A 12215-nucleotide genomic window follows, 5' to 3' on the forward strand; every position below is an offset into this window, starting at 1 on the left:
ATGTTTTTGCGCCACATCATCGTTTTCAGCTTCATCGCTCTGCTCGCCGGTTGCGCGGGCTTCGGCGCCCGTGAATCGGTCGGGGGGCACGGCAACCCAGCCCAATGGCGCGAGCACAAACAACAACTGAGCAGCCTCGACGGCTGGCAGATCAACGGCAAGATCGGCATTCGCGCACCGAAAGATTCGGGCAGCGGCACCTTGTTCTGGCTGCAGCGCCAGGATTACTACGACATCCGCCTCTCCGGCCCACTGGGTCGTGGCGCGGCCCGCTTGACCGGACGCCCCGGCAAAGTCTCGCTGGAAGTGGCCAATCAGGGCCGTTATGACGCGTCGACTCCGGAAGCCCTGGTCGAAGAACAACTGGGCTGGAAATTGCCGGTGTCCCATCTGGCGTGGTGGGTTCGCGGTCTCCCGGCCCCGGACAGCAAAAGTCGCCTGACCCTGGACGTCGACAGTCGCCTGGCCAATCTCGAACAGGATGGCTGGCAGGTCGAGTACCTCAGTTATGCCGAGCAAAATGGCTATTGGCTGCCCGAGCGGATCAAACTGCACGGCACCGACCTTGATGTCACACTGGTGATCAAGGACTGGCAACCGCGCAAACTGGGGCAATGAAGATGACTGCCCCGCGCCTGACATTGCCCTCGCCCGCCAAACTCAACCTGATGCTGCACATCCTCGGTCGCCGTGAAGACGGTTACCACGAGTTGCAGACGATTTTTCAGTTTCTCGATTACGGCGATGAAATCACTTTCGCCGTTCGCGACGATGGCGTGATTCGGTTGCACACCGAATTCGCCGACGTCCCTCACGACAGCAACCTGATTGTCAAAGCCGCGAAAAAACTCCAGGAGCAATCCGGTTGTTCGCTGGGCATCGACATCTGGATCGAAAAAATCCTGCCCATGGGCGGCGGAATCGGTGGCGGCAGTTCGAATGCGGCAACCACATTGCTGGGTCTCAATCATCTTTGGCGACTGGGTTGGGATGACGACAGGCTGGCCGCGCTGGGCCTGACGCTTGGTGCCGACGTCCCGGTTTTCGTGCGTGGCCACGCAGCTTTCGCCGAGGGCGTGGGGGAGAAACTCACGCCTGTAGAACCCGAGGAACCGTGGTATCTGGTGCTGGTGCCGCAAGTATCTGTAAGTACAGCAGAAATTTTTTCAGATCCGCTGTTGACACGTAACTCTCCGCCCATTAAAGTGCGCCCCGTTCCCAAGGGAAACAGTCGAAATGACTGCTTACCGGTGGTGGCAAGGCGTTATCCAGAGGTACGTAACGCATTGAATTTGTTAGGTAATTTTACCGAGGCAAAACTCACCGGAACTGGAAGTTGTGTGTTTGGGGGCTTCCCAAGCAAAGCTGAAGCTGATAAAGTCTCGGCCCTTCTTACAGAGACCCTTACAGGGTTTGTGGCAAAAGGAAGCAACGTTTCGATGTTGCATCGCAAGCTGCAAAGTCTGCTCTAAAAGGAATCGGGTACTGGGTACTCGTTGCAACAGATACAGGGGCGTCGCCAAGCGGTAAGGCAGCAGGTTTTGATCCTGCCATGCGTTGGTTCGAATCCAGCCGCCCCTGCCATTTTCCTATACTCATCCAGGTTACCCTCAGCCTTCAGGTACTGCGCGTGTCCAAGATGATGGTCTTTACGGGGAACGCTAACCCCGATCTGGCTCGGCGTGTCGTACGTCAGCTGCATATCCCTCTCGGTGACATCTCTGTCGGTAAGTTCTCCGACGGCGAAATTACTGCAGAGATCAATGAAAACGTCCGCGGTAAAGATGTTTTCATTATTCAGCCGACTTGCGCTCCGACCAACGATAACCTGATGGAACTGGTAGTGATGGCTGATGCCTTCCGCCGCTCCTCGGCTACTCGTATCACTGCTGTTATTCCTTACTTTGGTTATGCCCGTCAGGATCGCCGTCCGCGTTCCGCACGTGTGGCTATCAGCGCGAAAGTCGTTGCTGACATGCTTACCGTAGTCGGCATCGACCGTGTTCTCACGGTTGATTTGCATGCTGACCAAATCCAGGGTTTCTTCGATATTCCGGTAGATAACATCTACGGCTCCCCGGTACTGGTGGATGACATTGAAGATCAGCGCTTCGAAAACCTGATGATCGTGTCCCCGGACATTGGCGGCGTCGTGCGTGCACGGGCTGTTGCCAAATCCCTGGGCGTGGATCTCGGGATCATCGACAAACGCCGTGAGAAAGCCAATCACTCTGAAGTGATGCATATCATCGGTGATGTCGAAGGGCGTACCTGTATTCTGGTCGATGACATGGTCGATACCGCCGGCACTCTGTGCCACGCGGCCAAGGCCTTGAAAGAGCATGGCGCTGCCAAGGTTTTCGCCTACTGCACGCACCCTGTGCTGTCGGGTCGGGCGATCGAAAACATTGAAAATTCCGTGCTGGACGAGCTGGTGGTGACGAACACCATTCCGCTGTCCGCTGCAGCACAAGCCTGTGCGCGTATCCGCCAACTGGATATCGCACCGGTAGTTGCCGAGGCGGTCCGCCGCATCAGCAATGAAGAATCGATCAGCGCGATGTTCCGTTAAGGGCCCTGCCCTTTTCATTACATCCTGTTGACGAAAAGCGCCCCGCCCCGGCATTCCTGTCGGGGCGGGGCTTTTTTGCCCATATCGCCTTTAGCGCTGGTCGCAAACGCTGGGGCGAATGTGGTTATTTTGGAGATACAACATGAACGATTTTACTCTGAATGCTGAAGTGCGTTCCGACCTGGGGAAAGGTGCGAGCCGCCGCCTGCGTCGTCTCGCAAGCCTGGTTCCAGCTGTAGTTTACGGTGGCGAAAAAGCCCCTGAATCCATCAGCATGCTGGCTAAAGAAGTTGCCAAACTGCTCGAAAACGAAGCGGCTTACAGCCACATCATCGAGCTGAACGTTGGTGGCACCAAGCAAAACGTAATCATCAAGGCTCTGCAGCGTCACCCGGCCAAAGGCCACGTGATGCACGCTGACTTCGTACGCGTAGTTGCTGGCCAAAAGCTGACCGCTATCGTTCCTGTGCACTTCATCAACGAAGCTGCTCCGGTGAAGAAAGGCGGCGAGATTTCGCACGTTGTTGCTGAAATCGAAGTGTCCTGCCTGCCAAAAGACCTGCCTGAATTCATCGAAGTTGACCTGGCTAACGCCGAAGTCGGCTCGATCATTCACCTGTCCGACATCAGCGCTCCTAAAGGCGTTGAATTTGTTGCTCTGGCTCACGGTAACGACCTGGCTGTTGCCAACGTTCACGCTCCACGTGTTGCTCCAGAAGCTGCAGAAGGCGCTGCAGAGTAATTTCACTCTGTACGCCGGAGTGAACGGAAACATCGCGGACTAGAGCGTAGCGAGAAAGCGGGCGAGAACGCGGAGTTTACATAATGGTAAATGAGCACTTGTCGTCCACTTTCGCCGCACTCCCTGATGGCGGCGATGTTATCCACCACTTCAAGGAAGGGCCCCTATCGTGACTGCCATCAAACTGATCGTTGGCCTGGGAAATCCAGGCGCTGAATACGAACAGACCCGGCATAACGCAGGGGCCCTTTTTGTTGAGCGCATCGCGCAAGCACAGGGTGTCAACCTTGTGGCCGATCGCAAATATTTCGGCCTGACCGGGCGCTTTTCGCATCAGGGTCAGGATGTTCGTCTACTGATTCCCACCACCTACATGAACCGCAGCGGCCAGGCCGTAGCGGCACTTGCCGGCTTCTTTCGCATAACGCCGGAAGAGATTCTGGTGGCGCATGACGAACTCGACCTGCCTCCGGGCGTTGCCAAGCTCAAACAGGGCGGCGGCCATGGCGGTCATAACGGGTTGCGCGACATCATTGCGCAACTGGGCAATCAGAATACCTTTCACCGCCTGCGGCTTGGCATCGGCCACCCGGGCGTTGCCAGTATGGTTTCAAACTTCGTCCTGGGTCGTGCGCCACGCGCCGAACAGGAAAAACTCGATGCCAGCATCGACTTTGCCCTCGGCGTGCTGCCGGATATCCTCGCCGGGGAATGGAACCGCGCGATGAAAAACCTGCACAGCCAGAAGGCCTGACTCTTACCCGAGGGGAAACACCATGGGATTCAATTGCGGCATCGTCGGCCTGCCTAACGTCGGCAAGTCCACCCTGTTCAACGCCCTGACCAAGTCCGGGATCGCGGCCGAGAACTTCCCCTTCTGCACCATCGAGCCCAACAGCGGTATCGTGCCAATGCCGGATCCGCGTCTGGAAGCCCTGGCGGCCATCGTCAAGCCCAAGCGTATCCTGCCGACCACCATGGAATTCGTCGACATCGCAGGCCTGGTGGCCGGCGCCTCGAAAGGTGAAGGCCTGGGCAACAAGTTCCTCGCCAACATCCGCGAGACTGATGCCATCGCCCACGTGGTCCGCTGCTTCGAAGACGAGAACGTGATTCACGTCTCCAACAGCGTCGACCCGAAACGCGACATCGAAATCATCGACCTGGAACTGATCTTCGCCGACCTCGACAGCTGCGAGAAGCAACTGCAGAAAGTCGCTCGTAACGCCAAAGGCGGTGACAAGGACGCAGTGGTCCAGAAAGGCCTGCTGGAGCAGTTGATCGCTCACTTCACCCTGGGCAAGCCTGCGCGTAGCCTGATGAAAAACATGAGCACCGATGAGAAGCAGGTGATTCGCGGTTTCCACCTGCTGACCACCAAGCCAGTCATGTACATCGCCAACGTCGCTGAAGACGGTTTCGAGAACAACCCGCTGCTGGATGTGGTCAAGGCCATCGCCGAAGAAGAAGGCGCCATGGTGGTTCCGGTCTGCAACAAGATCGAAGCCGAAATCGCCGAACTGGAAGACGGTGAAGAGAAAGACATGTTCCTCGAAGCCCTGGGCCTCGAAGAGCCCGGCCTGAACCGCGTAATCCGCGCCGGCTACGAAATGCTGCACCTGCAGACCTACTTCACCGCCGGTGTCGAAGAAGTCCGCGCCTGGACCGTCCGCGTCGGCGCTACCGCACCGCAAGCCGCCGGCGTGATCCACACCGACTTCGAAAAAGGCTTCATCCGCGCCGAAGTCATCGCCTATGACGACTTCATCCAGTACAAGGGCGAAGCCGGCACCAAAGAAGCCGGTAAATGGCGCCTGGAAGGCAAGGACTACATCGTTAAAGACGGCGACGTGATGCACTTCCGTTTCAACGTGTAGCGTTGTTGGCATCGAAGAAGCCGCGTTGATTCGCGGCTTTTTTTTGGGCGTTATATCGACCTGCTATGCGCGACTAGAACAGATAGCCCATGTAGATCGCGGCGCCTCCACCGGCCTGCACACCAGCGTTCATGCCGGCCATGACCACCGCCCCCTTGGCCGACTGCAGCAACTGCCGGTTGACCGTGGAGGAGGCAATGAGCGAGGTCGCCGGGTTGGAGCTCAGAACCGCCGCCAACGCCAGCAGCTTGGGATCAAGCCCGAACAACAGGGCCGTGGCCGAACCGCCGACCACCAGCCCCGCCCCCACTTCGGTATACAGACAAGGCCCGGTGATGTCGTCACTGGTCAGGTCACGACTGACCAGGGCGTCGCTGACAAACACCTTGCCAGTGCTGGGAAAAGCCTCCGCCGCACCGGCTGCCCCTACGCTCTTACCCTTGAGCTGGATATTGATCTTGCCGAAACGCGGCAGGCGCGCGCCAAATCCGACCCCCAACCCGACGCCGCCGTAGCGGTAGCTGACGTTCTCGCCCTGGGGCGAACGCAGAATGATTGAACCGCCACTGCCCGCCACCAGGGCTACGGTCAGACCGCCACCGCTGGCGGTCTGATACTGCCAGCGACTCTCATTGAGCGGGATCGGGATGTTGTAGCTCATCGTTCAAAGTCCTTTATGTGAATGAACTGCGCCGCGACCGCACTGGCGGATAACCCTTAACAGGCCGGCAAGGGTGAACAGCAGACCAATACAACCCAGAACCCCGGGAGTGGCCCACAGTGCGGCAGGGGTATCGACCACGGCGCTACTGGCCGGCTGCTCGGGCAGGTAATACACCCGCACCGGCTGATCCTGCCGATAGCCAAAAATAAAGCCGCCCTGGGGGTATGAAATCTTTTCACCACTGCTGGTGGTGAAGGCGATCTCGGGATGCGAACCACCGGCATTCAAGTGGCTGACGATGCCATCGGCGGTCTGTGCGTGGGCGAGGAATTCGCGTCGTTCAAGCGTGAGATTGACGGCAATGCCCAACAAGCCGATACCAATCAGGGCAAAGAGCAGCCCCTGAAGCATCTTCCCGAGGCGTGACGGGGTGAAGTTAGCCATGGCTTGTCTCGGTATTCGTCCATGAAAGAAGGCGGTCAGGATAACAAGAAACCACCTATTTGAATGCCTTGAGGAAGCGCGGTTCACCGTTCCTGAAGAACCTCGATTTAGGTTGACTGACTTCCTCGGGGCGTGAATCTGCCGGTCGCGATGGTTCTGAATCAGGTTCGCAAGTCACCCGCCCTGATGAATTCGATGAACGCTTTCAAGGCGGGTGGCACATGGTGCCGACTGGAGTAATAAAGAAAGAAAATTCGGCCGTTTCTGCCGTCGAGCATGGGAACAAATGTCCCTGGCGCCGCCTGACACCCTGCTGAACTATTACGGAGTCCCGTTTCTTCCATGCAGGAGGTAGCCAGGTCGACGACTCAACCGTTCGTAATAGGCACTTACAGCAGGAAAGTCTGGATGATCGAGCGGTGTTTCAAACCACCGGTTAACCGACAGGCCTATCGGTATGTCTGCGAGAGAAAACCCGTCTTCACTGACGTAGGCTCCTGTTGATTCGAGTTGTCGATTCAGGATCTCCATGTGCCTTGACCACAGGCTGCAAGCGGCTGCCAAGGCTCTGCTGTCCTGATGGTCAGGCGAATGCCTGACCAACGACATGAAGGCATACGTCCACGATTTGTTGAGGTCCGACGCTTGCCAGTCTATCCATTGGTCCACCCGCGCTCTTGCTCTCGGTTGGACCGGGTAAAAATGACCTCCGTTATAGCGAGACGCCAAATACCGAATGATCGAGTTTGACTCCCAGAGCACGAAGTCATCGTCCAGGATCACCGGCACCGTTGCGTTGGGGTTCAGCGAAATGAATTTGGGCGTGCGCGTCGACTTGAAGCCAGACCCCCAATCCTCTCGCTCAAAGGGGATTTCGATCTCGGCGCATGCCCAAAGTACCTTTCGTACATTGATCGACGATGCCTTACCCAATATGCGCAACATTTCATGTCCTTATCGTTCAGGGTGGTTGGTCAGGGGCTTTCGATAACCCGCTCGGATCTTTTTCTAGTGCGCCTGGCGCGATGCACAGGGGCCGCTCTCAAATCCGGATGACGCAGGTTTACCGCGCCGCGCCAACCGCAAACAGCCCGGTTCAGCGCCGCCCTTCTACGGCCATGCGCACGGCCAGCCCGCGAGGACCGTCCCCATCAGCCAGCGTTGCACGATCTGCCACACGAGCCTGCTGGCGAGAAATGTCGCGATGGGGCCAGCCATGACGGCAATCAGCGCGTTGACGCTCACGCTAATGACGATCTGCGTAAAACCAAGCACGATGGATTGCGCCAGCATGCTGCCGTGGTCGGCGTGTTGGACTCGACCGCTTGCCAGGCAAGGTAGAGCAGATAGCGCGCGCAGCCGAGTCGCAGCGCGTCATACGCATAGGGAACCGCCAAGACCAAGGCTGCGATAGTAGGGTGGTCAAAGGGGGAACGTTAGATACAGATTGACTGACAAAACGTCATACAGCGGTCGCAGCACTGGGTATCCGCTCCCTGGGAATACGTTCGACTTCAACGTGAGCAATGGCTTGCCCCAATAGCGCATCCAAACACTCTGACGCAGTCAGCCGCGTGCATTATGGATGAGGGCTTTCGGTCAGGAACCCCCTGTTGTGACAGGCCGGAATCGACCGACTCTGTTGAAAACAGTTGGTCATGGTTTCGCATCAAAAAAGTACGCGTCCGGGATTGAAATCTTTACTTTTGGCAGAGGCTTCTCCGGAGTCGGATTTTACGTAGCAGCGTGCAAAAAAGGCGTTTTCACCAGTCAATGATCGGGCAGTTTGGGCAGATCGACTTTTTCAACAGAATCGGCCAAAAGCAGACTCTCCAGCTCGAGGTATTAAGCAGGCTCGTTTATTGGTTAAGCCGAAATCTTTTTCTGGGATTGGGTTCAGCCTGGGTCAGCCAGAATCGGCCACCCGGGTCAAAATTTAGTCGGCGTCTACAACCACGCCCAACAACACCCTGTCGCGGCAGCGGGGGGCTTGGGCCTTGTCGCGCTACAGTTCTGCTGCGAAGGTCTTGGCTTTCTTCGGCGTGACACCGTACCGTTGCTTGTAGACCTTGATGAAGTGGGAGGTATTTTCATATCCCACCTCCGCAGCCGCGTCGGTGACGGAATAATTTTTAGCCGTCAACAGCTGATGCGCGATGTCGACTTTTTTTTCGATGATCCAGCGGTTCGGGGTGGTGTTGTAGCTGCGCCTGAAGTCGCGGATAAAGGTCGACACGCTGCGTCCCGTCAGCAGGGCATAATCTTCAATCTTCAGCTTGTGCGAATAGTACTGCTCCATGAAGTCGGTGATGAGGCGGCGTTTGCGGCTGCCGCCGCAGGACAGCTCGCGCAGGAAACGGAAGGACTTGTCCTGGATGGCGATCAGGTGCAGTAGTTCGAGCAGTTTCAATTCCAGCAGCGCGTCGGAGCCCTCCGCGCCCTTGTAGACATAATTCAGCGAATCGATATAGCGCTGAATCTGTTCATTGGCGTGCAGGGTATAAGTGCCGTGCATGTTTTTCTGCAGGCCGTCCGTATGCGAATTACCTGTGCCGGCCGCGCGCGACAGGTATTTGGCGATCAGCTTGTCGTCGAAAAACAGCAGCACCGCCTCGAAGATATCGCTGCCAGTGACGTAGTCCGATACCGTGTAAACGCCTTTGGAGAGGAAAATCAAATGATTCTCGTCGACGACATTGGCCATGGCGTCATAGTCGCGAATAATCTGCTTGCCCTGCTTGATGTAGACGATCAACGGCGTGGCGATATAGATCGCCTTGTTTTCCAGGTTCGTTTCAAGCGTTTTATGGAGGATGGACGAGCTACCGTCAGCGAGGATAGGCTTTACGTTGCGCATCGAATAAAGCGCCGCCGGTACTACTTCGAGTGTCATTGCTATGGCTTCTCAACAAATTGGCCGCCCCATTTGGACAGGACGGTATCCAGCAGCGCGACATGCTACTGCCCAAGCGTGTAGGACGTTCGGGACGGAAGAGGGTATCCAGGAAAATAGCAGAAAATACATAACAGCAAATAGCGCGTGTATGCCCGAGATGGCGCCGGAGGCGCGGCCGGACTCGCCGCACGCGCCCTGCCGCTGACGTTACGGCATCAAACTTCGCTGAAGTAGCCGCTGACCGGCGCACTGCTCAGATGCTCGACGATGACGCTCCACTGACCGCTCGAGATCATCTGGTCGACGTGGGTGCCGTGCATTTCACGCGAATTCCAGGCTTCCACTAGCGTGAACGCGAGAGGATCCTCCAAGTGGTTGAGGATCTTGACCGTTTGGCAACCGTCCACCTTCGGCAGATTGATCTTCACGTCGTTCATGATGTCCTTGAACGATTGCAGCTTTTCTTCTTTTACATTAAAGCTGATGACGAGATTGACGGACATATTACTTCTCCAGTTGGATTTGACTACAAAAAACATCGTCGATTGCAGGAACCGTAATTTGACGAGGCGGCCAAACAAAATGCGCAGAATACGAAAAGAATGTTCAGGCTTTCATTTGCTGTTCCGCTCCCGTATCTAACATGGCCAAGCCGAGCAGCGAAACCACTAAGTTCTTGATCCATTGTTTGACCTGGACTGCATCAATAAAATCTTTTCCTTTCACATGACGCGCAGCGCTAGCCCAAAACCCTCTTTCGTTAGAGATCATTATGTAAATTCCTTTTTGGTGTAGATTCGATATGGCGCAAAGAATTCGCTATGGAAGCAACTACTATATATATAGTTAAAAAATGAAAATGATTAAAAATGATTAAAAATGCACGATTCCAGTCACTCTTGCGTTTTTCTTGCGCGACGGCCGATGGCATGCGCCGCCTGCGGGAACGGGTCCGTGATTCACTCTCTGGATGACTTATCTACAGGAAGCGGGACAAACTGCGCATCAAGACCTGAAAAAAGAGTAGCCAACATTAAAGTGTATACGGGGGTGACTATATTTCTGATTCCAGCGCAAACATCCCTTCAGCCACGGCCCCTGCAGCCTCGACTTCCGGTTTAACGTGTAAGTTGTAGCTGGCATGCAGGTGATTGCTTAGGGTTGCGAGACAGTCCTTTAAGCATCCCGAAAGCCCCCATACATGGGGGCTTTCGCGTTTCTATGGCATGCATGAGTGAGGGTCAGCCTCTCGACACACTGCTCGGAGCCACGCATGAAAGCGGATAAAACCCCTAGTGACAGGGCCTTTATCCGCGGATGAATTCACCCGAATGTGTCCGCTTTGGTTCGTGGACTCAACCGATAGATGAAGGGGGTTCGAACAGAATATTAATAAGAACACGTGCCTTTCGCTCTTCTCGATTTAATACAACCTTACGCTTTCAGGAATGCCGCTCTCATGCTGAGTGAGGTGTCCATATCCTGCCGCTCGGGTGAAGTCGGCCAAATGCCAAACATCACCATTCGCCCCCCACGTTCCATCAATAACATCCTGAATCTGTATTGAGCTCAACAACTGGCGCAGATCGTCCGTTGCAAGGCTCGATTTTATTGCAGCATGCAATTCACGTACGTAGCGCTGACGCATCGGTGCATCAAGTACACCGGCAGGCACCTTGACGATGACAATGCATGGGACAACCCGCGCATGGGGATCCTGGCCTCCGCACAACCATTCAGCGGCCTGAACTTCCTCGATGAGCACCCAGCACAAAGCACGCTGCTGAGGGGCATCGCCCAGATGTTCATTAGCCATCGCTACGTCGCTCACGCTTCGAAGTAGTTGTTGGCGCTGGGTCTGATTGAAAGCTCCGGTAGGCACCTTGATCAGGATATTAGGCATGACGAAACCTCGTTGTTAACTGGAGGTACCATTTGGCCAGTTATCACGCCCCTCGAAAAGCGACCGATCCACCCTCTTTCGGGCATAATCGGACAATGCATGACTTCACTGTTCTAGTCGTTCCCGGAGCGTTCGCCTCAAGTGTCGCGGCCACTCTGGATATCCTCTCCACCGCTGCAACACTTGCGCAGCGGCGAGGCCTTGCCGTGCCACGCTGGCGAGTGTGTGGACCACAGTCAGGACTGATTGCGCTTGGGCAAGGCATGCTACTGCAGGTCGACGAACTGACGACAGACGCAGAGGACCACTCCTGCTGGGTGATTCCGGGACTTGGTATCAGCGATGTCGAGTCGCTGCTCAATCGTCTTGAGGAAGACTGGGTACTTCAGACGCTGCCAGCGCTGACGGCACATGTGAGCCAAGGCAAGGACATTGCAGCCTCATGCTCGGCGGTCTTTCTTCTACATGCCGCTGGATTGCTGGATGGTCGACAGGTTACGACCTCCTGGTGGCTCGCACCTCAGTTGTCAAGCATTGCACCTAAATGCCTTGTCGATCCAAATGTCATGGTTCTCTGCGACCCACCCTTTACGACTGCTGGCGCAGCCTTCGCGCAAACCGACCTGATGCTTCATCTGCTGCGCAGGCGCCTATCACCTGAACTTGCCGATTATGTGGGCAAGGCCCTTCTACTCGATGGCCGACAGTTGCAGTCCCCGTTCATCAACCCCGCGATCATGGCCCAAGGCAATACGCTGGTAGCCAACCTCACCGCATATATAGAAGCACGGCTGCCCCATCCACCCAGCGTCCCGAGTCTTGCGGCGTACGTCGGCATGTCCGAGCGAACGTTGTCCCGACATGTTCGAAAAGCGACCGGCCTTCCAACCCGACATTTGATCCAACGCGTACAGTTGAACAGGGCCCGCGTCCTACTGGAAACCAGCAGGTTCTCCGTCGAATCTATCGCCGAGCAGGTGGGATACCAGGACGCCACGGCCCTACGGCGACTTATGCGCCGCCTGATGAATACATCCCCAAAACAGCTGCGTCAGTAAGTTCTATTCCTGAAGATCTCGCCCGCAGACAGCTCGTAGTAGAAGGATCACCATCGCCA

At 56.0% G+C, this 12215-nt stretch carries 14 protein-coding genes, 1 tRNA gene and 1 pseudogene; 8 read left to right on the forward strand and 8 right to left on the reverse strand.

The features are described 5' to 3' along the window. The 7 genes from lolB to ychF all read left to right on the forward strand — a co-directional run bounded on the left by lolB (position 1) and on the right by ychF (position 5191). Entirely contained in the window at positions 1–618 is a 618-nt protein-coding gene (gene lolB, locus J3D54_RS03810; protein WP_007939752.1) for a lipoprotein insertase outer membrane protein LolB, read from the forward strand. 2 nt (positions 619–620) lie between these two features. Beyond that, on the forward strand, positions 621–1472 hold the full coding sequence (ispE, locus tag J3D54_RS03815) for a 4-(cytidine 5'-diphospho)-2-C-methyl-D-erythritol kinase (RefSeq protein WP_253416757.1): 852 nt from the start codon (positions 621–623) through the stop codon (positions 1470–1472). Between the two features lie 37 nt (positions 1473–1509). Then, positions 1510–1584 (forward strand) — tRNA-Gln (locus J3D54_RS03820). Between the two features lie 46 nt (positions 1585–1630). Next, the gene (locus J3D54_RS03825; RefSeq protein WP_003171603.1) at positions 1631–2572 is read left to right on the forward strand and encodes a ribose-phosphate pyrophosphokinase; all 942 of its coding nucleotides are present in this window, start codon (positions 1631–1633) and stop codon (positions 2570–2572) included. A 142-nt stretch (positions 2573–2714) separates the two neighbouring features. Then, entirely contained in the window at positions 2715–3314 is a 600-nt protein-coding gene (locus tag J3D54_RS03830) for a 50S ribosomal protein L25/general stress protein Ctc (protein WP_018929567.1), read from the forward strand. A 169-nt stretch (positions 3315–3483) separates the two neighbouring features. Then, positions 3484–4068 (forward strand): aminoacyl-tRNA hydrolase, encoded by a 585-nt coding sequence (pth, locus tag J3D54_RS03835; RefSeq protein ID WP_253416758.1) that lies wholly within the window; start codon positions 3484–3486, stop codon positions 4066–4068. Positions 4069–4090: 22 nt separating this feature from the next. Continuing rightward, on the forward strand, positions 4091–5191 hold the full coding sequence (ychF, locus tag J3D54_RS03840) for a redox-regulated ATPase YchF (protein ID WP_253416759.1): 1101 nt from the start codon (positions 4091–4093) through the stop codon (positions 5189–5191). 73 nt (positions 5192–5264) lie between these two features. Here ychF and J3D54_RS03845 read toward each other — a convergent pair whose 3' ends face one another. From J3D54_RS03845 to J3D54_RS03880, 8 genes and pseudogenes are all read right to left on the reverse strand, one after another. Beyond that, positions 5265–5852: a hypothetical protein gene (locus J3D54_RS03845; RefSeq protein WP_253416760.1), complete on the reverse strand. Its 588-nt coding sequence runs from the start codon at positions 5850–5852 to the stop codon at positions 5265–5267. A 3-nt stretch (positions 5853–5855) separates the two neighbouring features. Continuing rightward, on the reverse strand, positions 5856–6299 hold the full coding sequence (locus J3D54_RS03850) for a DUF3592 domain-containing protein (protein WP_253416761.1): 444 nt from the start codon (positions 6297–6299) through the stop codon (positions 5856–5858). A gap of 321 nt (positions 6300–6620) precedes the next feature. After that, positions 6621–7244, reverse strand: coding sequence for a glutathione S-transferase family protein (locus tag J3D54_RS03855; protein ID WP_138866792.1), 624 nt, complete (start codon positions 7242–7244; stop codon positions 6621–6623). 151 nt (positions 7245–7395) lie between these two features. Continuing rightward, a pseudogene (locus J3D54_RS03860) lies at positions 7396–7711 on the reverse strand (LysE family translocator); the annotation flags it as partial. 593 nt (positions 7712–8304) lie between these two features. Further along, positions 8305–9192: an AraC family transcriptional regulator gene (locus J3D54_RS03865; protein ID WP_253416762.1), complete on the reverse strand. Its 888-nt coding sequence runs from the start codon at positions 9190–9192 to the stop codon at positions 8305–8307. A 218-nt stretch (positions 9193–9410) separates the two neighbouring features. Further along, positions 9411–9698, reverse strand: coding sequence for a putative quinol monooxygenase (locus J3D54_RS03870; RefSeq protein WP_253416763.1), 288 nt, complete (start codon positions 9696–9698; stop codon positions 9411–9413). Between the two features lie 103 nt (positions 9699–9801). Next, a complete protein-coding gene (locus tag J3D54_RS03875; RefSeq protein ID WP_253416764.1) occupies positions 9802–9966 on the reverse strand; it encodes a hypothetical protein in 165 nt (54 codons plus the stop codon). A 652-nt stretch (positions 9967–10618) separates the two neighbouring features. Continuing rightward, a complete protein-coding gene (locus J3D54_RS03880; protein ID WP_253416765.1) occupies positions 10619–11098 on the reverse strand; it encodes a tautomerase family protein in 480 nt (159 codons plus the stop codon). 95 nt (positions 11099–11193) lie between these two features. On the opposite strand from J3D54_RS03880, the gene J3D54_RS03885 reads away from it, so the two are divergent. After that, positions 11194–12156 carry a GlxA family transcriptional regulator gene (locus tag J3D54_RS03885; RefSeq protein WP_253416766.1) on the forward strand — a complete coding sequence of 321 codons (963 nt, stop codon included), beginning with the start codon at positions 11194–11196 and terminating at the stop codon, positions 12154–12156. The last annotated feature ends 59 nt before the right edge of the window (positions 12157–12215 follow it).

Origin of the sequence: Pseudomonas sp. GGS8 (assembly GCF_024168645.1) — a bacterium.
Taxonomy (GTDB): domain Bacteria; phylum Pseudomonadota; class Gammaproteobacteria; order Pseudomonadales; family Pseudomonadaceae; genus Aquipseudomonas.